Source organism: Anabaena sp. EIM26 (assembly GCF_057568715.1).
In genome coordinates, this window is the sequence record NZ_CM172472.1 from 233920 (window position 1) to 260394 (window position 26475).

Below are 26475 nucleotides of genomic sequence, written 5' to 3' on the forward strand. Positions count from 1 at the left end.
TTGAGGCGTGTTTCTTAATCAAGATTTACGCAATTTTTATTTCGATTTTAAAGAGGAAGTTATGCTTTTTACAAGTTTATTAACTACTTTCAATTGGTGCTATTTGCACTTAGGACTAGCTCCAATTACAGTGACTGGTGATGTTTTTATTCCAGAACCAGCCCCATTTATATTTTCTAGTTCTAATTTCTTGCTGGCTTTGCTATGTGGTGTACTCATGGCATTTGCTTTTCAATTATTATTCACAAATCTCTCTGTAGCTGCGGGAATTTCAGCCATAGGAACTGGTGCATATTCTGATGTTGATGATGCAGAAACAGTGGGGGGTACAGTTCGCAAATTAGAAGCTAAAGTTGGGACTTGGGCAATTGCTAGTTCTAGTATTGCATTGTTCCTCGCTTGTTTTTTGGCGGTTAAACTGAGCTTAATTGAAAGTGTGTTTTTAGGAGCAGTTATTGGTGTAGTTATTTGGTCTAGCTTCTTTACTGTAATTATGTGGCTGGGTTCCAATGCTCTAGGCTCTTTAATTGGTTCTTTTGTTAACACTGTAACTTCAGGTATTCAAAGTTTGATGGGTACTGCAACTAATGCTCTTGGTGCTAATGTTGCTCAAAAACAGATGGTGGCTACGGCTGAAGAAATTACAGCCGCAGTTCGTCGAGAGTTAACGTCAGGTTTTGATGCTGATAGTATTAGAAATACTCTGCAAAGTTCTTTGAATTCTCTACAGTTACCAAATCTAGATGTTAAAGAAATTAGAAATCAATTTAACCAATTGTTAAAAGATTTAGATTTGCGAGATGTTGGTGATAGGGAATTTCTGAAAAATATTAATCGTCAGACTTTTGTTGATTTAATCAGTAGTCGAACTGATTTTTCTCAAGAGCAGGTAAATCAAATTGCTGACCAACTTGAGGAAGCTTGGAAGCAGGTTATAAATCGCCAAGATTCAACTGAAAAAGTTCTTGATTTACTCAAGTCTGCCAGCCCAGAAGAACTAAAATCTGAAAAATTAGGTGAACGACTTCAAGAGTTGATCGGTGTTGGTGGTGGAAATGGCAAGCAAACCAATGGTGTTATAAAAAAAGCTGTTCAATATGGTTTGGGTGCTGCGGGAACAGCAGTTTTAGAGAGAGTTAACCTTGCTGATATTAATGTTCAGGAAATTACTAGTGAATTAAAAAAAATTGGTAGCAGTGTTCAAGATGTTGATGTCGATAAAATTATTGAGCAACTGAAACAGGTTACTAAGCAAACCAGTGAGCAAGGGCGTAAAATTGGTAATCAAGTTGCTGAAGGTTTACCAATACAATCTCAAAATAATATCAAAGCAGATGTAGAAGATTATGTTCTTAATTCTTTTCCTTGGCATTTCAACCGGATTACGGTTCAAGATGAATTTAGAGAAGTGATTTATGATGAAAATGCCAACCCTAGAAATGTTCGCAGTGAGTTAGAAGAAATTAACCAAGATTACTTTGTTAATTTGCTGAGACAGAGGGGTGATTTTAGTGAAAATAGAATGACTGAAATTGCTGAACAATTAGAAGGTGTTCGTCAAGAAGTTTTACCAATTGTTCAGCACAGGGAAGAACAGGAGCAAACTCAGGATTTACGTAGTAGGATAGAAGATTATCTGCGAAATACTAATAGAGAGGAACTGAATCCTGAAGGTATTGAGCGAGATTTTAGTACTCTGTTGGCAGATCCAGAAGCTGGTTTTGAAAGTTTGCAGAAACGTTTGGGTGAATTTGACCGTGATACGTTCTTACAATTACTTCAGCAACGTGAGGATATCAGCGAAGAGGAAGCTAATAATGTTGTTGGTCAACTAGAAAGTACTCGTGATAATTTTATTAACCGTGGCAGAGAATTGCAAGAACAAGCCAGAAATAAGGCTGGGGAATTGCGCCAAAGGGTAGAAGATTATTTGCGAAATACGAATAAGGATGAACTCAATCCTGATGCTATCAAGCGGGATTTTCAAGTTTTGTTAGAAGACCCGGAAGCGGGAATAAATATTTTGCGTTCTCGCTTATCGCAATTCGATAGGGACACTTTAGTCCAATTATTGAGTCAGCGTCAAGATTTAAGTGAGGAACAGGTTAACCAAACTCTAGATACTTTGGAAAGGGTACGAGATAATGTTCTGCAAACGCCGCAAAAAGTTGCAGACAAAACGAAAGAGCAGTATGAACAAACGACAACAGCTATAGCTGAATATCTGCGAAATACTAATTTGGAAGAACTGAATCCTGAAGGTATTCAGCGAGATTTGCAACAGTTGTTTAATGACCCTAGACAGGGGACTTTAGCATTACGCGATCGCTTGTCGAAATTTGACCGCGAAACTTTGGTTAAACTGCTCAGTCAGCGCGAGAATTTGAATGAGGAACAAGTTAACCAAATTATTGATTCTGTGCAAGATGCGATCGCTAATATTGTCAAAACTCCCCAGCGTTTAGTGCAACGCACAACTAAACAGGTGGTAGATTTTGAAGCAAATCTGGAAAATTATCTACGGAACACCGACAAAGAAGAACTGAATCCTGAAAGTATCAAACGTGACTTGCAATTGCTGCTGTCTTCACCCCGCGCAGGTTTGGGAACTTTAAGCGATCGCATTTCTCACTTCGACCGTTCTACATTAGTCGCTTTGCTTTCTCAACGTGAGGATATCTCAGAAGAGGAAGCGAACCGCATTGTAGACCAAATCGAATCGGTGCGTGACTCCATTGTTGAACAATTCCAGCAAATTCAGCAAAGAGTGCGATCGCTTGTTGATAGAATTTTTGACAGAGTTCGTGACTATCTCAACTCTATGGAGCGTCCTGAACTCAATTATGAAGGTATCCAGCAAGATTTTGCGAAAATATTCGATGATCCTCAAACCGGATTTGAAGCCTTGCGCGATCGCTTAAGTCAATTCGACCGAGATACCTTAGTTGCTCTCCTCAGTTCCCGTTCCGATATCTCCCAGGAGCAAGCAAATCAAATTATCAATCGCGTGGAATCTGCGCGGGATAGCGTATTACACCAAGCCGAACGCATCCAGCAAGAAACTCAAAAAAGACTACGAGCTATTAGAGAACAAGCGAAAAAGCAAGCGATCGACAGCAAAAAAGCTGTTGCAGATGCTGCTTGGTGGTTATTTAACGCCGCTTTAGTCTCCCTAGCCGCATCCGTAATAGCTGGAGTTTTAGCAGTAATGACTCCTAATTTATTTGCTTAAAGCTTCTCTAAATTATTAATCAAGCCTCTCATTCAGAGGCTTTTTATTTGCATATATCTAAAAACTTAACTCAAATGATTTTATAACAAAGATGCGCGGAAAATCGGTTTTTGGAACGCAATATTAATGGGTTGGTATAGCTCTGCGAGCATAGCTGCGCGAAAGCGTTACCCACCATAAGAAGATATATATAATTATCAACGGCTAATGGTGGGTAACGGCACTTGATCCAGTTATTCATAAATCAAGATTTTTTGCAAATGCCCCTAACACACCCTACAGACTTAATCTCAATACTACTGAATTGCAGCCCTTAATTCTGTAAGAGCTTTACCAATTTCCACAAAGTCTGAATTTCGTACAAGTTGCTGAAGAGTGGCTGGATCACTTTCTAGAACTATCTTGTTGTGGATATTAATAGCTTCGTTCAGTTTATCAACATTCACAGTTGGTGCTTCATTAGCCTCAGCAATGGTTAAACCAGCTTTGAAAGCTTTCATGCTGGCTATTAACTTTCCTTGTGGTAACTGAACTGAAGGAAGACTGGGTGTAGTAGAAGCATCGGCAGAAGTCAAGAAAATATTTGGTAATACACTTGTGAATGCTTTTGCTAATTGTGGATTAATCCCATTTAACACGAAATATCTCTGAAGTAAAATAGCTTTAAACCGTGTAAATTTACTATCCCTTCCACTAGCACGCAGTCTAGCAGCAATATCATTTAGCCTCTTTACAGCATCAGGTAAAAGCGTAATCTTAATAGACCCATCCGGTTCTTTTGTGACAATGATATTAGATGAAGTTGATCCACTAGCAGATCCCGCCTGACCTTTACTCGGTGATTGACCAGGGGGATTTGTGTTTCCACCACCACTACCAGAACCCGCTTGACCTTTACTTGGTGATTGACCAGGGTGATTTATGCCTCCACCACCACTACCAGAACCCGCCTGACCTTTACTTGGTGATGGGTTATAGTTTACAGGTGGGGTTGCACCGCCACTACCAGAACCCGCCTGACCTTTACTTGGTGAACCCGCTTGAACTTGATTCGTTAACTGCAAAGAAAGTGTAATTAAAGGCGCACAAGCCAGAGCAAGAAAAAAGGTTCTAATTTTCAACATGGTTATTCTCTAGATAGTCAATATTGAAGCGCTGAATTAGGGACTTCCAAATAAAAAAATATTCAATTAATTCTTGTGGGACAAAAAGCCAGCCTTTAAACCCAGACGGGCTAGAAGCCCATTCCACAAGATTAGATAATTTATTTACTAGAAGTCCCTTAGGGTTGGCTGAAAAACTTTGTCGTGAGGAGTGGCTTGACGTAAGCCATAAATTAGGAACCAAGAGAAGGCAGTACAGTCTTGAGGTTTCCCAAGAGCAACTGCCTTTTAGGAATCAGCAGGACAAATTAGTAAGTTTTCATAATCATTGAAAACCTTCATGTATTGTTTAAGTTTTGATGCTATCAAACCTATCTAGGTAGGAAATTGAAACCATAGCCCACAGTCAGAACAAATATCCTACCGCCGAAACTGTTATCTGTGAGATCAGCACCTTGAGCAGTAATTATCAAAGGAATAGTAGGCACAGGAACGAAGGAAACCCCAGCATTTAAACCTACTCCACTCCAACCGAAACCCATACCAATCTGGGGATGAACTTGCAGACCCACTCCACCAAATACACCAGTACTATCATTACCTTGTCGGAAGTCGCCACCACCGGCTCCTACAGAAAAGGAAATAGCCATTGGATTAACAGCATTGTCGGGCTGTAAAAGAGAGTATGTTGTAACTACACCATAAGCACCGGAAGGTCTAATTCCTTCATTACCATACTGGGCAAAGGTATTCCAGCCAGCAGCTACAGCAACTTGATTGTTGCCTTTAACATAGACAACCCGGTGAGCTTTGAGGTCAAATGTGCCGTTATAACCGAAGTTTTTGATACTACCGTTGTTGAAGGTTAATTCCAAACCAATTAGGTTGTAGGCATCTCCTATGCCAAAACCTGCGCTCATACTCGCGTCTGGGTTCCCGTCCCTACTTTTACCTGCTGTAGCGCCTGATGCTCCTACAAATAAGTCACCCCAAGCCGCCCCGAAAGCGCTCGGAGCGCCAAAACTGAGTCCAGGTTGGTAGGTTCGCTTGGCTGGAGGAGTCTGTGGAGGAGTTTGTGGAGGAGTTGTTGGAATCAGGGGTTCAACTAATAAATCCTGGCGTAATTTATTAACATTTCCAAATGTATCACCTGCTTCACCAGAGGTATCTATCTGTTGGGTGATAGTTTGGTTTTGAGTAGGAGAAAGTTTCTTGGCTTCCCCAAAGGTATCCCCCACATTCTTTGAGGCATCTATTTGTTGCTTGAGAATCTGTTGTTGTTTGAACTGAATCAAACGTTGCTTCAGTTTAAAAGATGGATGTTGCGATTTTTGGCTAATCTTTGCAGTGGATTCTGCTTTTTTCTCAGTCGCTAATTCCTTGCTTGCAGCATCAGTAACTTCTCTATCAATTGCAGATGCAGCTTTAATGGCAACAGATGTAGATAGGAAAAGGCCACCTAAAAGATTTATTCCAATCAACAGCAGCCAATTAGCAGAAATCATATTGGCAAATTGGCATTTATTCAAAGTTATGATCCTCACACTCTTATACAACTTATTTATTTGATTAAAGGATATTCGTAAACTACCAAAAGGTAGATTTTACCGTTATTACTGAGTCTAAATAAAACGGCAAATCAAGGTTTTATTAATGTACTGAGATGCTTTAATGTGCTATATTTAATAGCAAGAGACCCTTTCAAAATATCCTCTAATATAGAATTTATCCAATAGTGAATTAGACAGATCCGGAAAAGAATTTCAAGCTGATTATTCAAATTTCAGCTTGAAATTGTGAGTTTAGTCACATTATTTACTCACTTTTAAAACATCCTTTTAAATGATTCTCTAATAAAGAAGCAATCGCTTCTGGATGAACTTTTTTGTATTGCTTTTTACCCAACATCAAAACACAATTGGGTGCGCTACTACAGCGTTTTTGACAGTCGGTGTGTTCAATAGTCACTTGATCTGATAAACCGCGATCGCACAGAGTTTTCTCTAACTCTGATAATAAACCTTTTCCACCCCGCTTCATACAACCAGATTTTTGACAAACCATAATCTTAGCCTTGGTTTGTGGTAGTCTATTTTCAATGAGACACAAACCAACTGCTTCAACTTGATAAGCTTTGAGTTTAACTTTACTTGTCCGCGAGTTTAATTTACCGACAGCACCAATGCGAATTTGTTCACCAGGAACTAAAGTAGATATTGGAGAACAGCGCAAGTCTTTAGGTAGTTTAACTTTTACCTTTCCTGAAGGAATTGCTAACTGTAAATGTTTATATTGTCCTGATTTATCACCGACGAAACCTAAAAACTGTCCTTCAAGATTCAATTCCGATAAAGTCTGGTACTTTTCACCCATATCAGTAACTCAAAATTCCAAAATTAACTTCTGTGTCACCTGAGTTAGATAGGGTGAATCATGTCTAATTCGTAATTAAAGAGAAGACAAACTCTCAATAATTATAATTACGAATTACGAATTTTTTTGACATGATTTGAAAGATAGATTTTCACTATCTTCCCATCTCCCTACCATCAAATTTCTAAGCGAGGCGTTTAGCTTCTACAGTGAGGGGTAATTTTTCTGTAGATGGTAACTCACTAAATTCTAATTCCCAACCATTAGCTAAAGTAAGAACTTTACCTGAATCACTATCTGTTTGTTTAACAACTTCTTCTTCAAGGTCTTTTTTGGCAACATAAACCACCAAAGTACCAGCATCATTCATTCTGAGCATTACTTTCATTATTTTCCTCAACAATTTCTAGTTCTTTTTTCTTACAACCGATGACGAACCCTGTTTCTAAGAAATGCACCGCATAAATATAGGTATTTTGTAAATATGTACCTATACTTGCTACATAACCAACGTCTCCCTTTTGAGCCAAAACTGCACCAATGTCTTGACCGGGAAACGTGCCATCATTTTTGATCAATTTACGAATTCGTACCTTTTGACCAATTTCAAAAGCGGGAGGTAAGTCCAGTTCTAATTCATCGCGCTGCATGAGAGTACCTCTGTTCACGTACTAAATTTAACAATTCTTCTGTGGTGAGACTGCGTTTTTTTAGTGTTGATTGTTGACGCACTGCATCTAAAATAGATTGGGTTTCTTCCGCATTTAAAAAGATCCCATACTGTTCTAATAGATTAGATACTAAATGCCGTCCAGAATGTTTACCTATTACCAAAGTGCGCTCCCAACCTACTTCTTCAGGAGCAAAAGGTTCATAGGTTTCTGGGTTTTGTAATACACCATGAGCATGAATACCAGATTCATGAGCAAAGGTATTTTTACCAACAATTGCTTTCCAAGGTTGAACATTAGCACCGGAAGCAGCAGCAACTAATTGAGATAGTTCTAATAAGTGTCGAGTGTTAATACCCAAATCAACACCATAAATACATTTAAGTGCCATCACAACTTCTTCTAAAGCTGCATTTCCGGCTCTTTCACCTAAACCATTAACAGTGGTATTAACAGAAACTGCTCCGGCTTTAATACCAGCAATAGCGTTAGCAGTTGCTAGACCAAAATCATTATGAGTGTGAATTTCTACGGGAATTGATAAAGTAGATACTAAGCGCTTAACTTTGAGATGAGTTCCAAAGGGATCGAGAACTCCAACTGTATCGCAAAAACGGAATCTTGACGCACCCCATTCTTGAGCATACAATGCTACATCTTCGAGGAAGTTTTCATCTGCTCTAGAAGAATCTTCTCCTCCTACTGCAACCCAAAGACCATTATCAACAGCGAAGCTAATACAGTCTTTGAGTCTTTGTAAACTTACTCTCCATTGACCATGAAATTTAGCAGCAATTTGAATACCAGAAACGGGAATAGCAATATGTACTCGTTGTAGTCCGCAAGCGATAGAAGCTTTAATATCTGAGATAACAGCGCGATTCCAAGCTAGTAATTTGGCATCTAAATTTAAATTAGCAATTTCTGTAATTGCCCGAATTTCCTCTTCTCCCATTGCCGGAATACCGACTTCTATTTCAGGAACGCCAATGGCATCCAAAAATTGAGCGATTGCTACTTTTTCTTCTAGGTTAAAAGCAACACCTGCCGCCTGTTCACCATCACGTAAGGTAGTATCATTAATAATGATTTGATTCATCTCAAATATTCCTCTGGCGGAGTTTTTACTAATACCCTTTAACACTACAATCCCTAGTAATAATAGATATAAAAGAAATATTAAAAATTTCTAGATAAACATTAAATAAAAAGATCCAATACATATAAAAGCAATTAAACCTCCTTTCTTTTGTCTGATTTCATAGCACCAGTTATTGAACACGGTTTATAATCTTTAATTATTGCTCAATAACTCACACCACATCTGTATGACAGAAAACAAAATATTGGTATAATTTACGAAGGCTTTTTACTGTTGTAAATTTGATGTTTGTCAAATAGTAAGTAGCTAATATAACTATTAGTAAATCCAGTAAGTAACAAGATACTCAATCCAGCAATTAAACTAGTAATCATAGTAATAACCTCATTTGTTTACGAAAAGTGATCTGTGTTCTAGATAATTGATGTCTCACAAATAGCTGCTTCATATCTAAGTGCAAAAAAATAACTCTCTAATTAGTTAGTACCGCAATAATTCACTATGCGTGTTCTGCTAACCAATCAAAAATTTTTGCTAATTGCTCTAAATCTATGAAGCCATACTGCCAAAGCAGCATTGGTATAGGGCCTTTATCTAATTCACGGTGTCGTAATGCAACATCAATATCCGCATTTGAAAGTGCCAATTCATTATGCAAAAAGTGAAGTAATTTCTTATCGCTGTTACGCTGTACCATAATTTGACGTTGAAAATATCAAGCTAGACAATAATTTTTCAAATGCCATCCCCAGTGTTATTTGCTAATTTCACTTTATTGAGAAATGAAATACAGCAGAATTTAACCCTATGGCTAAAGCCACGCTATGCTATCTGCTCTATATGAGAGATGTTGTAGATTGAGCAGATTTGGCAAAATGAATGAAACCTAAGCTTAGGTTAATTACCTTCAGTCTGCAAGCTAATTTGTGAGTGAACAATAACTTTAACTTTTGTAGAGGATAAATCACGCTTGCATCATGAATTATGCTCTGATATTGTATTGATTAGACATTCTAGAAGTTGTAAATTGTGATTACTCATGCAAAGAAAGGAATTTTGAGATTGTCGATGTGGCTACAAGTAAGGATTCAGCATACAGAATGTTGGATATAGCGGGGAACTCTTAACAGAAGAGAAAAATATTCTTCCTCCTGACTCCTAACTCCTGACTCCTGACTCCTGAATTCTTACGGCTAGAATTATGATTTAACTCTGAGACCAACAACCTTCTAACCATTCCACTAGTTCACAACGAGAAGCTAAAAATTGCATAACTGCACTGCGGACAAGGATTGCTTCTTGTAAACTATTAACTTGCACTCGCAACGAACCATCTGGGGGACAGGAACAAGTAATCATCAATTCTTGCAAACGGTGATAAATTTGCCATCTATCACTCAAAGGAATCTGTAAAACTTGTTCTCCTGATGAAAACATAATTCAACTATCCTCATCCTGCTGATGATTTGTCAGGGTTTGCAGTTGTTGTTCAAGTTTCTCGATCCGGGAAAGCAAGGAACGAATTATACCCGCTTCAACATCAGGTAACTTGCCATGTTCTAAGGGAGAGAGACGTTTGCTTTGTTTATGGGAAATAATGCGTCCAGGAATCCCCACGACGGTAGAATCTGGGGGAACATCACGTAAGACAATAGAACCTGCACCTATCCGCACGCGATCGCTAATTTGGATATTTCCCAAAACCTTCGCACCCGCACCCACAACAACGTTATTACCCAAGGTGGGATGACGTTTACCGCTTTCTTTCCCAGTTCCACCCAGAGTTACACCCTGATAAATCAGTGCATAATCTCCAACAATGGCAGTTTCACCAATGACAACACCCATGCCATGATCGATAAATACACCTTTACCAATTTCTGCACCTGGATGAATTTCAATACCTGTTAAAAACCGTCCTAAGTGAGAAATTAACCGGGGGATAAAACCCACTTTACTGCGGTGTAACCAGTGTGCAAGCCGATGTAAACAAAGAGCATGAAATCCAGGGTAACAAAATATTACCTCCAACCAATTACGTGCTGCTGGATCACGTTCAAAAATGATGCGAAAATCGCTCATTAATGGCTCCAAAAAACTGCCAGAACGTTGATTTTTCATCAAGTCTGTATTTGCAGCTTTGGTTTTACTGATACTGTCTAAAGACTGTTGCATCGGTACTGTCTGGTTAAAGGAGCCGTGTTGTATTTTTATGCTTATATCAGGTAACTCAAAAGAAAAAAAAACAGCACATACCGATTGGGAATATTGAATTTATTACTCTTGTACTCAATAGGTTTAAACCCCTATTTAACAGAACTTTACATTTTCTCTTGGGGTAGGGGTACTAGCTTTTGATAACAGGGGTACTTGTATTTTTAAGATGGGGTTTGAGATATTTTGCACTCAATATAAATCTCTTTACCTATGAGACTTTGCAGCGATTTAGGTAAGATAATTGATGATATATTTAGCTGTACTCATTCCCCAAAAATGGCAGGTAGAAGGGATTACAACTTGGAATTCTGTATACTCAGTTACTATAATCATCTTATGGTTTTGGTAGTCAAAAGACTTGTTTCTTTATTTTGTTTTAGGATTTACAATAAGGAATAAATAGAGCTTTTGGTCGTATAGATTTGTAAGAATTCAGAAGTCACAATATTTACTGATAGGCGGGTCTCCCAACCTAGGGAACTGGCGTTCGCGTAGCGTGCCGGAGGCATCATCCGAAGGAGTTTTGCCTGTGTAGTTGCGGTTTCTAACCGCCGATTTAATCTTAACTGGACTTGTGTGTACACCGTAGACCAAGGGGAGGGTGCGGTGCGCGACAGGGGGTGTATTTTATGAGTTTGGGAATTGCTATAATAAAAACTTAAACCCCCTTTACTTAAGTAAGGGGGTTTCTAGATAAAACCTGATATTTTTTAGACTTATTCTAAGAATGAGTTTCTAAAGGATTTGCGATGTAATTAAATGTTGGTTCAGAATTCCAAGGGCCACGCTGGTCTTGCTCAGTTCCATTTGTTGATAAGTTGTAGTAGAGAGAGACGGTTTCATCTGGTTGAATATTACCAAAGAAGGGATCTGTTAATTTACCCAAAGAATCTAGAGCTTTCATAAACATTTGAGTATGAGAAACTTCTCGCGTTAGCAAATGTACTAAAGTTTGTTTAGTTCCCTCGTCTGTTGCTAATTTAATCAACTCTTCGTAAGTTTGACGTGCGCCAGCTTCTGCGGCAATATTAGCACGTAAATCACGAACTACATCACCACCCTCATTCAAGTAATTTGCAGTCCAAGCGTTTCCTTGACTATCAAGAAAATGGGGACCAACTCCTCGGATAGCAAAAAGAGTGCTTTTGTAAGCTTCTGTTTGGTCAGAATTTTTTGTATGAGCTTCGATGAGTTTACCAACCATCTCTAAATGACCAAATTCTTCAATTGCTATGTCTTGAAGCATATCTCGAATACCAGCATTTTCTACATGAAAAGATTGTACCCAATATTGCAAAGCTGCTGATAGTTCTCCGGTTGCACCACCAAATTGTTCTAGCATTAATTGAGCAAAACGAGGATTACATTCATCAACTTTGACTACATGAATGGGTTCTTTCTTGTGAAAAAACATACCTTTTATTCTCCTATTAAATTCAACCTAACTCCCTACATTACCTACCGTTAAGCTCTACTGCTTCTTTGAAATAATTCCCATAAATAGATGGCAATCATTGCTCCAATAATTGCTACTAAAAAACCAGGAAGACTAAATGTAGCGGATGTAAGTTGTAATGTTCCTGTGTTTATAAGTGTAAATATAGTACCACCGATAAACGCACCAACAATACCTAAAATCATTGTCGAAATAATTCCACCACCTTGACGACCAGGATAAATAGCTTTAGCGAGCGCACCAGCTAATATTCCTAAAATTATCCAAGCAATAATATTCATAATTATTTCCTCAAAACCCAAATATTTACATCTAACCTGTATTAAATTTATCAATCATTAATTATATTTTTTTCTACCAGATGAAATAAATGTGTCAAGTCAAAAGGTAGAGATATCTAAAGCAGATTGAGAATGTAGTGTACTCAATTGCAAACTACTATACATGGGTTTAAATATAAATATTCAGTCTTCTTGTTTGTAGCCGAAGACTGAATACTTCAGGACTTACGCAACTGGTACATTGGTAAGGTGCGTCAGATATCAACAATCTGTTTATTTGCAAGATTTATGCAGTCTGACGCACCCTACAACAGATTTTTAGTGTGACACTTGCATAAATCCTATACTTATCCAGTATTACTGTTCCTCAAATTGCACGGGAGAATTTTGTGGCTCTAGTTTTTGTATGGGTATCAAAAACGACAGCAATATTTCTGACTAGTAATCTGCCGATATCTGTAATTTGAATTTCATCAGCTAACAAATTGACTAATTCATCAGCTTCTAGGGGTCTTAATTCCTCTAGTTCTTGGGAGAAATATCCATCAAAATTGATGTGATATTTCTGTTCAATGTCTGACTTATGTAGCTGAAAGTGAGACATGATTGACATAATTACATCGCGTCTGATGATATCATCCTGGGTTAGTTTGATACCTTTACTGGTGGGGATAACACCTGCTATGACGGACTGATAATAATCTTTTAATCCTTTGTGGTTCTGAGCATAAGCATCTTCTAACATACTGATAGATGTAGAACCGAAGCCAAAAAGCTCTGTTTCCGCGTGGGTGGTGTAGCCTTGGAAGTTACGTTTTAGAGTACCATTTTGTTGAGCGATCGCTAATTCGTTGTTAGTTTTAGCAAAATGATCCATACCAACAAACAAATACTCGTTATTCGTTAACTCCTCAATAGTCATTTTCAGAATATCTAATTTTTCCTGTGCTGGAGGTAGGGATTCCTGCTGTATCCGTTTTTGCACAGTTTTTATCCAGGGTACGTAAGCAAAATTAAATACCACAATTCTATCAGGATCTAGAGCGATTGTCTTTTGTACAGTTTCCCGGAAGGTTTGCAGCGTTTGGTAGGGTAAACCATAAATTAAGTCTACATTGACACTAGCAAAATTAGCATCTTTAATCCAATCCATCACATTGTATAACATTGCTTCTGGCTGGACTCGGTTGACTGCTGCTTGCACTTTGGGGTTAAAGTCTTGGATACCAAAACTAATGCGATTAAATCCAATATCTCTGAGAAACTTGATATAGTCTCTATTAACATAGCGGGGGTTAATTTCAATGGAAACTTCTGCTTGAGAATCAATATTGAAATAACGGTTAATTTTGTTCCACAAAAATTCAACTTGATGCAGTTCCAAATAATTAGGTGTACCCCCACCCCAATGAACCTGAAGTACTTTTCTGCTTGTGTCAATTAATTCTGTTGTATTCTTGATTTCTTGTGCCAAATGCTGTAGATAGGGTTTGGCAATATTCTTGTTATTGGAAATTACCGTATTACACCCACAGAAATAACAAGCACTCTGACAAAAGGGAATGTGGAAATACAAAGATAGGGGAGTTTGGCGTTGATTAGAAGCGGTTATAGCAGCTTGGAAATCTGCTGCTGTGAATGTGTCACTTAATTCTGTAGCAGGTGGGTAGCTTGTATATCTGGGAGCGCGAGTATCGTACTTTTTAATCAGATCCAGATCAAATTTGACACCAGGTAATAGAAAGACCATCAAAACCTCCGAGTATCTGTGAGTTTAGTGCCTAGTGGTCATAGCAGTTTTATGGGAATACTTATGGTGAGTCTCCCCAATTTGTGTTGTCAAATTGACAATTATTTTGATTCATAATTGCCAATATATTTGTATATTTCAGTCGAAAAAACTGAAACGAGCTAGCTAGGAATTACGTCAAGAAACCCGGTTTTGATCAAAAATACTATAAACTAGTTGTAGTAAATAGAATTCACGACTACACAAACTAGTTTAGTTGTAAATTCTACTATTTTAAATAAACCGTAAAAAACGCAAAATAACAAGAGTTTGAGCAATATTTTGCGTAATTAATCGGTTTGGGGCAGGATTAAATTATCAAATTAAGTCGTTGTAGGTAGCACGTCCCAGAGCTAAAATTAACATATTTTCTAATTCCTTAATTATTTCTAGATTCAAATAAAAAGCATGGTTAGCTTCTGCTACAATTTGATCGGCCTTTGTCTCATCAACAGGTACGGTATCTAATGCTTGACGATACTTGTTTTTAAATGCTTGCGGATCTGGAATTTGCTCAAAGTTATAAAAAGAAGTTCCTGCATATCCAGAAAGTTTTAAAGCTGATTGAGCAATTTTTTGTAGCATTTGTCCCCCTGATAAATCGCCTAAATAACGAGTATAGGAATGACCTAACAACAATGCAGGTTCATGAATAGATATTTCTTGAAGGCGAGCAATGTAATTTTGAGCCGCAGTAGTTGGTGCAATCCTCTTATACCATTGACTTCCATAATAAAATTCCATGTCTTTTTCTAGGGAGGCTTGGCGATTTAGCTCAGGAAAATAAATTACACTAATCACAGGATGTTGTTTATTTTTCTCAATAGCTGCTTCTAGTTCACTGTAAACAAAATACAAGTTTCTCAATAGTTGAATAAAGCAGTCTCTATCTATCACACCTTGGACAAAACATTTCATGAAGCCGACATTTTCTGCTTCTGTATGAGCTTTTTGAGTACCAGAACGCAGTTTGATGGCTAAATTATTACTCATGGTTGCTTCCTTCATGTTCAATCGCCAAATTTCCAGAATGTCTCCGACTTGTTTATCAGTTCACCGTCGGATGTCAAGGTTCAAAAATTGCTTTCGTGGAGAGATGTGGTTGCTGGCAGAATCTATCTAGCCGATACCACTGCTGATGTAGATCCTGGGTATTTTGATATCTTACAAAGTATTTAACTATTAATCTTCTCAAAAATCTAAATACAGTCCTATTTCTTTAGACTTTAATAAGTAAAACTACTCTATTAAGTTACTTTTATAAAAAAAAATACCAGCAGCTTGGAATAATTACTGATTTTTATGTGTATACTCGTAATTGAAAGCTAATGAAACTTCGTTTATGTTACTTTCAAAAACAATTATTGATTGAGGTGATTTTGTGATAATTTAGAAAAACAGCTACGCTCAAATGTAATTAAAACTGTAGAATTACTGAAAAAGCTATGGCAATCTCCCATTACTCAATTATGATTCTGGAGGGTGCGCCAGAAGATCGGTTACTATACTGCCGTTATTTAAGTCAGGATAGAACTGCAACTTATGATGTACTTGAAGCTGAATCTGGATTAGAAGCATTAACCCAACTGACTGACTTTCAGCCAGACTTAATACTGCTAAACTATCAACTACCAGATGTGGATGGTCTAGAATTTTTGAGCCAATTGCGATCGCAATTTGGGAGCTTGCAAATTCCAGTGATCATGTTAGCAAACCAGGGGGATGAAGCGATCGCAGTTGCAGCCATGAAAAATGGTGCCCTCGACTACATGGTCAAAAGTAAACTCACCCCTAATGGACTCCGCAGGGGTATTCATACTGCCCTAGAAAAAACCCGCCTCATCAAGCAGATTCAGATGCAGGAGCAACAAAAACAGTTGTTTGCTGGCATATCATTCCGCATTCGTCAGTTTTTGCATTTAGAGGAAATTCTGAAAACAGCCGTTCAAGAAGTTCGGGAACTGCTGAAAGCAGATCGGACAATAGTGTACCAGTTTGATCAGCAAATGAATGGTAAAATTGTTGCTGAATCCGTACTACCTTCATGGAAAGCTGTCCTCAATCTTCAAATCCAGGAGAGTTTATTAGAAAACAATGGCACCAGCTATGGTAATTACAAAATCCGCGCCATTTCCGATATTTATGATGCTGGGCTAACAACTGCTTATATCAACCTGCTGGAGCAATTTCAAGTCAAGGCTAATCTTGTTGTACCCATATTTCTGAACACAGAAGTCAGGGTACAGGGAGCAGAAGAACAGAAGCAGACAGGAAACTTGACATTATTGCCTGTTTCTCAATCTTCTTCTCATGTGCTTTGGGGGTTACTAATTGCTCATCAGTGCAGCGAAACTCGTGAGTGGCAGACAAATGAACTGGATCTACTCCAGCAACTTTCTGTACAGCTATCTGTAGCCATTCAACAAGCAGAACTCTATGAAAATCTCCAAAATCTCAATACCTCTCTAGAGCAGAAAGTAGAAGAACGGACACAGGAACTGCAAGCTAGTGAGCGCAGATTTCGGGCTATATTCAATAACTCTTTTCAGTTTACAGGACTGCTGACAACCGAGGGCATCTTACTCGAAGCCAACCAGACAGCCTTAAACTTTGGCGGTATAAAAATAGAAGATGTCGTCCATCGACCTTTCTGGAAAGCCTATTGGTGGCAAATTTCCCAGATAACGCAGGACAGATTACAGCAAAATATCGCTCGTGCAGCCCAAGGAGAATTTATCCGCTACGAAGTGGATGTTTTGGGGGCTGGAGGTCAGGTAGCTACCATAGATTTTTCTCTCCGTCCCCTCAAGAATGAATCAGAACAGGTAGTAATGTTGATTGCTGAGGGGCGAGATATTACTGAGAGAAAGCGCGTTGAAAGTGAACGTCAAGAAGCTCTACAAGCTCTAAAAACCTCGGAAATTGAACTGCGAGGACTGTTCAATGCCATGGTCGATGTGATTATGGTGCTAGATAGACAGGGACGTTATCTCAAAATTGCTCCTACCAGGACAGATAAGCTTTACCGACCTGCTCAAGAAGTGCTTGGTAAAACTGTCTATGAAATTTTACCCGGTCATGTGGCTGACCTGTGTATGAGCATGATCGAGCAAACTCTAACCAGACAAGAATCCTTAGAATGCGAATACAGCTTACAAATTGGCAATCAATACGTTTGGTTTAATGCCCAAGTTTCACCAATTTCACCAGAAGCAGTCATTTGGGTGGCACGAGACATCAGCGCAGCCAAACGCAGCGAAATTATGCGCCAACAAGCAGAAAAGGCATTTCAGGAAAGCCAAATTTTGTTGCAACTGGTTATGGATAGCCTACCTATGGCCATCTTTTGGAAAGACAGAAACTGCCGTTACTTGGGCTGCAATCGGCAACTAGTTTTAGATGCAGGAATATCATCTCCAGCAGACATAATTGGCAAAAGTGATTATGATATGCCTTGGAAAGATCAAGCTCTACTTTATCAGACAGGCGATCGCTTAGTCATGGAGTCTGGTCTACCCCAATTCAATCTTGAAGAACCATTTACAAACGGTGACAACCTTTGTAGATGGTTACGCACTAATAAAATACCCCTGCTCACCCCTACAGGTGACATTATTGGCGTTCTTGTCAGCTATGAAGATATTACAGAACGCAAAGAGATGGAGAAGGCATTACAGAAAAGTGAACGCCGCTACGCAACTCTAGCAGCATCAGCCCCCGTTGGTATTTACCGCACCGATACAGCGGGAAATTGTTTGTATGTCAACGACCGCTGGTGTCAAATTGCTGGATTAACTCCTGAAGAAGCCATTGATTGTGGATGGAAAAGAGCCTTACACCCAAAAGATCAACATCTAGTTGAGGTGGAGTGGAATGAACTGGTACAAAGCGGCAAAACTTTTAATTTGGAATATCGGTTTCGGCAACCTAATGGGGTGGAAACCTGGGTATTTGGGCAAGCAGTTCCCGAACTAGACCAAGAAGGAACAATAAGAGGATACATCGGGACGATTACAGACATCAATCGTCGCAAACAAGCAGAAAAAGCCTTACGTCGCAGTGAGCAGCTTTATCGTTCATTAGTAGATAACTTTCCCAATGGCATGGTTGTGCTGTTTGACCATAACCTGCGATACCTACTGGTAGGAGGCTTAGGACTAGCTAGTGCTGGTTTGAGCAAGGCAGAAATGGAAGGCAAAACAATTTGGGAAATTTTTCCACCAGAGACATCAGAGGTAATTGCACCCCTATTACAGCAAGCTCTAGCTGGAGAATCTGTGATTGCAGAAGTTCCCTACCGCGATCGCTTTTACATTACCCATAATATCCCTGTGCGCGATGATCAGGGTAGTGTCATTGCAGGCATCCTCATGAGCCAAGATATCACTCAGCGCAAACAGTCTGAGGATGCACTGAAAGCTAGTGAAGAGAAATTTCGCCAGTTTGCAGAAAACAGTCGAGAAGTAATTTTACTTCGTCAGATTGATTCAGGAAAGTTACTTTATGTCAACCCTGCCTATGAAAAAATTTGGCAACAAACCAGCGAAAGCTTGTATGAAAATCCTGATTCCTGGATGAATTTTTTGTACCCTGGTGATCGTCAGCGCATTCAAAGCGCCTATCACAAAGCTGGTGGGCAGATATTCTTAAACGAGGAATACCGCATTATTCGACCGGATGGATCAATGCGGTGGATTAGGGGCAGATGTTTCCCCATTAGGAATGCGGCTGGGGAAATTTACCGCATTGGTGCAATGGCAGAGGATATTACAGATCGCAAGTATACAGAAGAGGAACGCGATCACCTGTTGCAAATTCTAGAAGAACAAAATCAGACTTTAGAAAACCAAGTTACCCAACGCACAGCAGAACTACAACAAAGTGAAAAACGTTTCCGTAATCTGGTCGAAACATCAAGTGATTGGGTGTGGGAAATTAATGAATGTGGAATTTATACTTACGCTAGTCCGCAAGTTTTTGACGTTTTGGGATATTCTCCAGAAGAAGTTTTAGGCAAAACTCCCTTTCATTTAATGCCCCCAGAAGAAGCACTAAGGGTATTAACACAGTTTATGAAATTCATATTAGTTCAAGCGCCCTTTCAATGCTTAGAAAATATTCACCTACATAAAGATGGCCGACTGATTACCTTAGAGACAAGCGCAGTTCCTATTTTTGATGAAGATGAAGAATTTCGAGGTTATCGCGGCATGGATAGGGATATCACCATCCGCAAACTCTCAGAAGCAGCTTTACACCAAAATGAAGTCCGATTCCAGCGGATTGCAGCCAATGTCCCTGGCGTAATGTATCAATATCTTCTCCATCCTGATGGCTCCCATAAATTTGTATATGTTAGCGATCGCTGTAAAGAACTGTATGAACTGCCATCAGCTACCATGCTCGAAAATGGCAATGTTTTATTTAACATGACCCATGCAGATGATTTACCCACATTGCAAGAATCTATGATCCGTTCAGCCTCCACTTTGCAGCAATGGTCATGGGAAGGCAGAATCATTACCCCATCTGGTCATATCAAATGGATACAGGGCGTTGCCCAACCTCAAAAACAAACCAACGGTGATATTTTATGGGATGGATTAATTCTCGATATCAGCGAAAGAGCGCGGATGGAAGCCGAACGCAAAAAAATCGAAATCGCACTCCGCAACTTATCAGACAGATTGGATCTAGCAATCAAATCGGCTCAAATTGGCATCTGGGACTGGGATATCGTTAACGACTGCCTGCTCTGGGATGACCAAATGTACGAACTCTATGGCGTACAGGCTTCAAACTTTACAGGTGCTTACCAAGCATGGGAAGCAGGCTTGCATCCCGACGATCTTTTATTTTGCCGTGCCGCTATCCAGCAAGCTATTGCCGGAGAAAGCGACTTCGAGCCTGAATTTAGGGTGATCTGGCCTGATGGCACAATCAAATTTATTAAAGCCTATGCCCTTGTACAGTGGGACTCCCAGGGCAAAGCTCAACGGATGATCGGCATTAACTTCGACATTAGTGAACGCAAACAATCAGAAGCCCAGTTGCAAGCAGCAGAAGTACAACTCCGCAGTTTATCAGATCGCCTGAGTTTGGCAGTCAAATCCGCAAAAATTGGCATTTGGGATTTGGATTTGATCAACGATTCCCTAGTTTGGGATGAACAAATGTATGAAATATTCGGTGTTACACCTCTGAATTTTGACCCTGGTCAGGGAGCTTGGGCAAAATTTGAGCAATTTGTTCATCCTGATGATCGAGTCACTATCCGCGAAACTGTCCAACAAGTTATTGCTGAAGATCGAGAACTAGATATCGAATTCAGAATTATATTGACTAATGGCACAATTCGCATCCTCAAGGGCTATGCAATTGTTCAGCACAATTCTCAAGGGCAACCCCAACGGATGATTGGCGTTAACTACGACATCACTAGTCGCAAACTAGCAGAAGCTGAGATTATCCGCAGTCGGGATTTACGAGAGGCAATTTTTAATGAATCGGCTGATGCCCTATTCCTAGTCGATGCAGAAACCGTCAAAACTATAGACTGTAACAAACGGGCAGTGGAAATGTTTGCAGCTGCCAATAAAACCGACCTGATTAATATTGAAGGACATGAGTTGCAAAAGCTGCAATTCACCTCCGAACAGATGCAAGCAATTGCAGATGATATGGATAAACAAGGCTTTTGGAGTCAGGAGCTTGAATACAAGACCTTCAAAGGTGATTTCTTTTGGGGCAGCCTGGCCGCCAAGCAAATTACTGTAGCCAGTCAGAAAATGAACCTAGTCCGAGTCACAGATATTAGTCAACGCAAACTAGCAGAAGAACAACTGCATCAGACAAATAAACAGCTTGCTGCCTTCAATCACGAACTTGCCCGCGCTACTCGTCTTAAAGATGAGTTCCTCGCTAACATGAGTCATGAACTACGCACCCCTCTCAATGCCATTCTCGGCATATCGGAAGCATTGCAAGATGAAGTACTTGGCGTAATCACGGAAAGACAACGTCGGGGTTTGCAAACCATCGAGCGTAGCGGCAACCACCTATTGGAATTAATTAACGACATCCTGGATTTGTCAAAAATTGAAGCCGGGCAACTGGAATTACACTATAGTCAAGTGGCTATCAGTCCCCTTTGCCAATCCAGTTTGTCCTTTATCAAACAACAAGCCTTCCAAAAACACATTCAGCTAGAAGTGAAGATTCAACCCAATTTGCCAGATTTGTTGCTAGATGAAAGACGTATCCGCCAAGTTTTAATTAACCTGCTCAATAATGCTGTAAAATTCACTCCAGAAGGAGGGCGCATCACCTTAGAAATTACCCTCCAGCAACTTCCCTCTGAAGCAGATATGACATCTCTGCGAAACTCGATTCAGATTGCAGTCATTGATACAGGCATCGGTATCGCCCCAGAAAATATCAACAAACTATTTCAACCTTTCATCCAAATTGATAGTTCCTTAAACCGCCAATATGCTGGAACTGGTTTGGGGCTTGCACTCGTGAAGCGGATTGTGGAAATACATGGTGGACGGGTGGGAGTAACCAGTGAAATCGGTGTGGGCAGCCGCTTTACCTTTGATTTACCCTGCGTCCACGTTTCTGAGTCTTCCCAAGAGTCAGACCAGCAGATATCATCTAATGTAGACTCTACTGCCAACAACATCTCACAGGAATCTCCTCTGATCTTGCTGGCAGAAGACAATGAAGCTAATATTTTTACCATCTCTAATTATTTAGAGGCCAAGGGATACCGTATTATCTTGGCAAAAAACGGTCAGCAAGCGATCGCTCTCACCAAAGAACAAACTCCCAATCTCATTTTAATGGATATTCAAATGCCGGGAATAGATGGTATGGAAGCAATCAAGTTAATTAGAGTAGAGCCAAAATTGGCAAATATTCCCATCATTGCCTTGACAGCTTTAGCCATGCCCGGTGATCAGGAAAAATGTTTAGCAGCCGGAGCAGACTACTATCTGACCAAACCTGTAATACTCAAGCAACTTGTAACTATAATGCAACAGCTTTTATCAGCCCAAAATCAGTAGTCCTACAAAATCAATTATCGGTTTAAAACCCTCGATTTTTCCTTAGTCCACGCAGGTGGACTTTGCTTGTTTAGTAGTAAATTATATTTTCCTAAAACTTTTCTACTTCAGTAATTTATAATTTCTGAGCAATTTTGTATTTTCAGCAGTCAGTAATTCCTGCAAGCTATCAACCTCATTCAATATCTTGATTTCCTGCGTGTATGCTTCTTTTAAAATAGACAAATATTTATCCCTATCTTTTTCCTCTTTAGCCTGTTTGAGCATATAAATTGCCATATTAATACTAGATAGTGGATCGCATAAGTCCTGAGATATTCTCTCTAACAAAGTTCCTCTAATTTGTGCTAATTCCTGAGAATTTTGCAATTCAATCCGATTTCTTCTTATTTCCTGTTGCATTATTTCGGTTTTCTGCGACTCTTGCAGATATGCTTGATTAGAAATTGAATGTCTTTCTAAACGTGCTGTTATTGCCTGCAAAATTTCAAACGGCTCAAAAGGTTTAGTAATGTAATCATCTGCCCCTAAACCCATACCTTGACGCACATCATCCCGTTCTATTTTAGCAGTGAGAAAAATAAGGGGAATATCAGCCGATTGAGGATCTCGACGCAGTTCTTGTAATACTTCATAACCATTTAATCCTGGCATCATAATATCACAGATAATCAAATCAGGATTTTTACTTTTAGCTAACTGCAAGCCAATTGTACCATTACAAGCAGTAATAACAGAAAAATCTCCTAGTTCTAGAATTTCCTGAAGATTTAACAAAATTTGAGTTTCATCTTCAATAATTAAAATTAAGCTCATAATTGAAAAGCCTCCTAGATATAAATTTATTTATCAGTATTGTCAACCAATTCCGTCCACACAATCACTTATTATAAGGTAATTGTCACAATAAAAGTCGTCCCTATTCCTACTTCGCTCTTAACAGCAATTACCCCGTTGTGTAAGTCAGCACACTTTGCTACAATTGATAGTCCTAAGCCTGTGCCGGGAATATTACTTACATTCCCAGTTCAAACATCCTTTCATCATTGAGCCAATTTACTGGGGAAAAAGCATCCTCACAATAGTTTGTTTGCCAGGTATGCTCTCAATTGAAAATTCTCCTCCATGGAGTTCTATCAACCTCTTAGCAATTGATAATCCTAAGCCAGAACCTTGTTGTTCATACATTTTTCTTTCAAATTGAACATAAGCTCTAACTCCCGAAATTTGCTCCTTAGTCATACCGCGTCCGTGGTCAATTATATACAAATGATAGGCGTGATTACTGCCATATCCTATTATTTTGACTAGTGTGTTTGGCTGGGAAAATTTAAAAGCATTATCAATTATCTCTTCAACAATTTTACCAATTTTCACTGAAGAAATACTAATCATTGCATCTGCTATTTCCATCTTTAAATCTGCCAGTCTATTGGCATTGTTGGCAGATTTTATAGCTACATCTTCAATAGCTGATTTAACAAAGTTTTTGACTTCATGATTGCGGAAATTCGCAATTTTTTCTGGATTAGATGCTAATAACTCTAAGTCTGCATACACAAGGAAATTAAGGGTCAATCTATACAGCCTTAGAGCAGACCGATGAATTGATTCTAGCATTTCTAAATTCTCTTCATCAGAAAGTATTCCCTGCTCTTCAATCAATAACTTTGATAATCCTATAATATGATTAAGAGGGGTATTAATTTCATGAGGTAATGAGTGGCTTATACAACTGCTTAAAGTATTTAATTTTTCCTGAGTTTGTTGATCAAATAAAGATTGTTTATCGAATCTAGTCGCAATTGCTTGGAGTAATTCATCCGGTTGAAAAGGCTTAGTTAGGTAATCATCTGCACCCAATTCCATCCCTCGACGTACATCAGACCGATCTGACTTAGCAGTTAAGAAAATTAAAGGAATTATGGCAGTATTCATATTCTGACGAAGTTGAGTTAATACACCATAACCATCCAATTCTGGCATCATCAAATCACAAAGAATCAAATCAGGATGTTTCTCTTGAGCCAACTCCAAACCCTGCAACCCGTTTTCTGCTACTAGTGTCTCAAAATCTGATAATTCCAATATTTCTTTGATATTATTTCTGATTTGAGGCTCATCTTCAATGATTAGAATTTTTTTCATTTTTTTTGATTTATCTAAGTTAATGAACGAGTATTTTATTTGAAAATTATTTAGTTATTGGCTTGCAAAAACATCTTTAAGTCTTCTATCGCTAGAGGAGGACTGAAAAAATATCCTTGGATCACAAAACAATTATTTTCCTGGAGCCAATTTAGCTCTTCTTTAGTTTCTACGCCTTCGGCAATAATATTGACATTCAACGTATTTGCTAACTGGATTATACTTTTAACAATTGATTGCTTGTTTTCAATTTTATCAATATTAGTGATAAAATATCGATCTACTTTCAAGTGACTAAAAGAAAATTCCTGAAGATATTTAAATGATGAGTATCCTGTGCCAAAATCATCAATTGAGAATTTAATTCCATCTTCCATTAATTTATTTATTTTGCTTTTTACCAGTTCAATATCTTGAATAAGTATAGTTTCAGTCAATTCCAACTCTAATAATTTCGGATTAAACTTGATATTGGTAATGATATCATTAATGCGTTCAATGAAATTGTCTTGACTAAATTGACGAGCCGATATATTTACAGCTATTTTGAAATCTCCTAGTCCTTCTGCTTGTAACGCTTTTAATTGTAAACAAGCTGTTTTTAATATCCATTCTCCTAAGGGTATAATAAAGCCTGAATTTTCAGCAATAGGAATAAATTCTGCTGGAGAAATCATTCCATATTCTGGATGCTTCCAACGAATTAATGCTTCTAGACCGACAATGTTTTTGCCATTTTTAACATTAATTTGAGGCTGATAGTAAAGCTGAAATTCATTATTTTCTAGTGCTTGAACAAAGTCCGATTCTAAAAGAATTTTTCTAAAGACAATGTTAAAAATTTCTTGATTATAAAAATGATACGCAGATGTATTCTCTAATTTGTAATGCTCTAGGGTAACTTCTGCCTGAGTTAATAGTTCACTTATTTGCAAACCATCATCTGGATAACAAGCAATACCAATTTTAGTTTGTACAGAAATTTCCTGATTATTAAAAATAATGGGCAGGGATAAACTCTCTAAAATATGTTCGGCAATACCCGCAGTAATTGTACTATCCAGAACTGGCTTTAACAACAATGCTAGGTGGTCTGTTTTTAAGTAAGCTATCAAGTCAATAATCTGATTGGTGGGGTCTATTTGATTTAATCTTTCTGCTATAGTTTTTAATAAAAAGGGTCTCAAATTGGGTTCAAACAATAATTTAGTGTGATAGAGGATATTTATATCAATCAGCAATAAGGGCAAAAATTGACCCTGATTGTAAGCTTTAACACGAGTGTTATTGAAATATTCTTCCAGAGAAAATTGATTGGGTAAACTGGTTAAGCTATCATGACGAGCTAGATAATTGATTTGAGCTTCCATCTGCTCAATCTGATCTCTGTAACGTTGAACAACAATTTTGCGTTTTTCTAGTCGAGTCGAAATTACTTGGAGAAGTTCAGAGACTTCAAACGGCTTAGTTAAATAATCGTCAGCACCTAGCATCATTCCCTGACGGAAATCACGATGTTCTGCTTTAGCAGTGAGAAAAATGAACGGAATTTCCGCAGTAGCTGGCTTTTGACGCAATTCTTTAATAAGTCCATATCCGTCTAATCGAGGCATCATCAGATCACAAATAATAATATCTGGCTGATGTTCTACAGCCATCTCTAACCCTTGTAATCCGTCTTCTGCGGTGATTGTAGCAAATCCCTCCATATCCAGAATTTCCTGAATGTTGTTTCGTATTTGAGGCTCATCTTCAATAATCAGAATCGTATTCATATAGATTGGGTCAAACTAAAAGTAACAATTCAGACTGCGGGATTAGTCAATCTTAATAGTTTATTATGACTAATTACTAGTTCTTTGCGCTTCGTGATAAATGATGAATGTTTAATTAATATTAAGACCTATGTAAGTATTACTTCGTAAGTAATATTTACGAAACTTAAGTATGATTAATTGTAACGTTTAAGGATTTGCGTAAGCCTGAGGCTCAACGTTGTAGACGCAGTTTAATAGACATCTCCGGTAAAGTAGA

At 38.6% G+C, this 26475-nt stretch carries 19 protein-coding genes; 2 read left to right on the forward strand and 17 right to left on the reverse strand.

Annotation, left to right across the window (positions count from 1 at the left end):
• Positions 1-61: 61 nt before the first annotated feature.
• Entirely contained in the window at positions 62-3232 is a 3171-nt protein-coding gene (locus tag AC012T_RS00935) for an MFS transporter (protein ID WP_487062465.1), read from the forward strand.
• A gap of 296 nt (positions 3233-3528) precedes the next feature.
• Here AC012T_RS00935 and AC012T_RS00940 read toward each other — a convergent pair whose 3' ends face one another.
• The 13 genes from AC012T_RS00940 to AC012T_RS01000 all read right to left on the reverse strand — a co-directional run bounded on the left by AC012T_RS00940 (position 3529) and on the right by AC012T_RS01000 (position 15217).
• A complete protein-coding gene (locus AC012T_RS00940; RefSeq protein WP_487062467.1) occupies positions 3529-4356 on the reverse strand; it encodes a hypothetical protein in 828 nt (275 codons plus the stop codon).
• A 350-nt stretch (positions 4357-4706) separates the two neighbouring features.
• Positions 4707-5864 (reverse strand): hypothetical protein, encoded by a 1158-nt coding sequence (locus tag AC012T_RS00945; RefSeq protein WP_487062469.1) that lies wholly within the window; start codon positions 5862-5864, stop codon positions 4707-4709.
• Positions 5865-6150: 286 nt separating this feature from the next.
• Positions 6151-6708: a (2Fe-2S) ferredoxin domain-containing protein gene (locus tag AC012T_RS00950; protein WP_487062471.1), complete on the reverse strand. Its 558-nt coding sequence runs from the start codon at positions 6706-6708 to the stop codon at positions 6151-6153.
• Between the two features lie 184 nt (positions 6709-6892).
• Entirely contained in the window at positions 6893-7096 is a 204-nt protein-coding gene (gene nifT / locus AC012T_RS00955) for a putative nitrogen fixation protein NifT (RefSeq protein WP_487062473.1), read from the reverse strand.
• Positions 7071-7358 (reverse strand): nitrogen fixation protein NifZ, encoded by a 288-nt coding sequence (locus AC012T_RS00960; protein ID WP_487062475.1) that lies wholly within the window; start codon positions 7356-7358, stop codon positions 7071-7073. Before AC012T_RS00960 ends, nifT begins: the two co-directional genes overlap by 26 nt.
• On the reverse strand, positions 7345-8478 hold the full coding sequence (gene nifV / locus AC012T_RS00965) for a homocitrate synthase (RefSeq protein ID WP_487062477.1): 1134 nt from the start codon (positions 8476-8478) through the stop codon (positions 7345-7347). The genes AC012T_RS00960 and nifV overlap by 14 nt, the downstream gene beginning before the upstream one ends.
• A gap of 502 nt (positions 8479-8980) precedes the next feature.
• Positions 8981-9178 (reverse strand): DUF2949 domain-containing protein, encoded by a 198-nt coding sequence (locus AC012T_RS00970; RefSeq protein WP_487062479.1) that lies wholly within the window; start codon positions 9176-9178, stop codon positions 8981-8983.
• Positions 9179-9687: 509 nt separating this feature from the next.
• Positions 9688-9918: an Asr1405/Asl0597 family protein gene (locus AC012T_RS00975; RefSeq protein ID WP_487062481.1), complete on the reverse strand. Its 231-nt coding sequence runs from the start codon at positions 9916-9918 to the stop codon at positions 9688-9690.
• Between the two features lie 3 nt (positions 9919-9921).
• The gene (gene cysE, locus AC012T_RS00980; RefSeq protein WP_487062483.1) at positions 9922-10656 is read right to left on the reverse strand and encodes a serine O-acetyltransferase; all 735 of its coding nucleotides are present in this window, start codon (positions 10654-10656) and stop codon (positions 9922-9924) included.
• Positions 10657-11419: 763 nt separating this feature from the next.
• On the reverse strand, positions 11420-12112 hold the full coding sequence (locus AC012T_RS00985; RefSeq protein WP_487062484.1) for a manganese catalase family protein: 693 nt from the start codon (positions 12110-12112) through the stop codon (positions 11420-11422).
• A gap of 50 nt (positions 12113-12162) precedes the next feature.
• Positions 12163-12435, reverse strand: a complete 273-nt coding sequence (locus AC012T_RS00990; RefSeq protein ID WP_487062485.1) for a GlsB/YeaQ/YmgE family stress response membrane protein — start codon at positions 12433-12435, stop codon at positions 12163-12165.
• A 367-nt stretch (positions 12436-12802) separates the two neighbouring features.
• Positions 12803-14185 (reverse strand): oxygen-independent coproporphyrinogen III oxidase, encoded by a 1383-nt coding sequence (gene hemN / locus AC012T_RS00995; protein ID WP_487062486.1) that lies wholly within the window; start codon positions 14183-14185, stop codon positions 12803-12805.
• Between the two features lie 357 nt (positions 14186-14542).
• On the reverse strand, positions 14543-15217 hold the full coding sequence (locus tag AC012T_RS01000) for a biliverdin-producing heme oxygenase (protein ID WP_487062487.1): 675 nt from the start codon (positions 15215-15217) through the stop codon (positions 14543-14545).
• 452 nt (positions 15218-15669) lie between these two features.
• Between AC012T_RS01000 and AC012T_RS01005 the strand changes: the two genes are divergently transcribed.
• On the forward strand, positions 15670-22293 hold the full coding sequence (locus AC012T_RS01005; RefSeq protein ID WP_487062488.1) for a PAS domain S-box protein: 6624 nt from the start codon (positions 15670-15672) through the stop codon (positions 22291-22293).
• Between the two features lie 102 nt (positions 22294-22395).
• On the opposite strand, the gene AC012T_RS01010 is transcribed toward AC012T_RS01005, so the two are convergent.
• The 4 genes from AC012T_RS01010 to AC012T_RS01025 form a co-directional block, all read right to left on the reverse strand.
• Positions 22396-23109, reverse strand: coding sequence for a response regulator transcription factor (locus AC012T_RS01010; protein ID WP_487062489.1), 714 nt, complete (start codon positions 23107-23109; stop codon positions 22396-22398).
• 71 nt (positions 23110-23180) lie between these two features.
• Complete coding sequence (locus tag AC012T_RS01015; RefSeq protein ID WP_487066380.1) at positions 23181-23303, reverse strand: ATP-binding protein; 123 nt, start codon at positions 23301-23303, stop codon at positions 23181-23183.
• Positions 23304-23349: 46 nt separating this feature from the next.
• On the reverse strand, positions 23350-24441 hold the full coding sequence (locus tag AC012T_RS01020) for a hybrid sensor histidine kinase/response regulator (protein WP_487062490.1): 1092 nt from the start codon (positions 24439-24441) through the stop codon (positions 23350-23352).
• 50 nt (positions 24442-24491) lie between these two features.
• Complete coding sequence (locus tag AC012T_RS01025) at positions 24492-26216, reverse strand: putative bifunctional diguanylate cyclase/phosphodiesterase (RefSeq protein WP_487062491.1); 1725 nt, start codon at positions 26214-26216, stop codon at positions 24492-24494.
• Between the last annotated feature and the right edge of the window lie 259 nt (positions 26217-26475).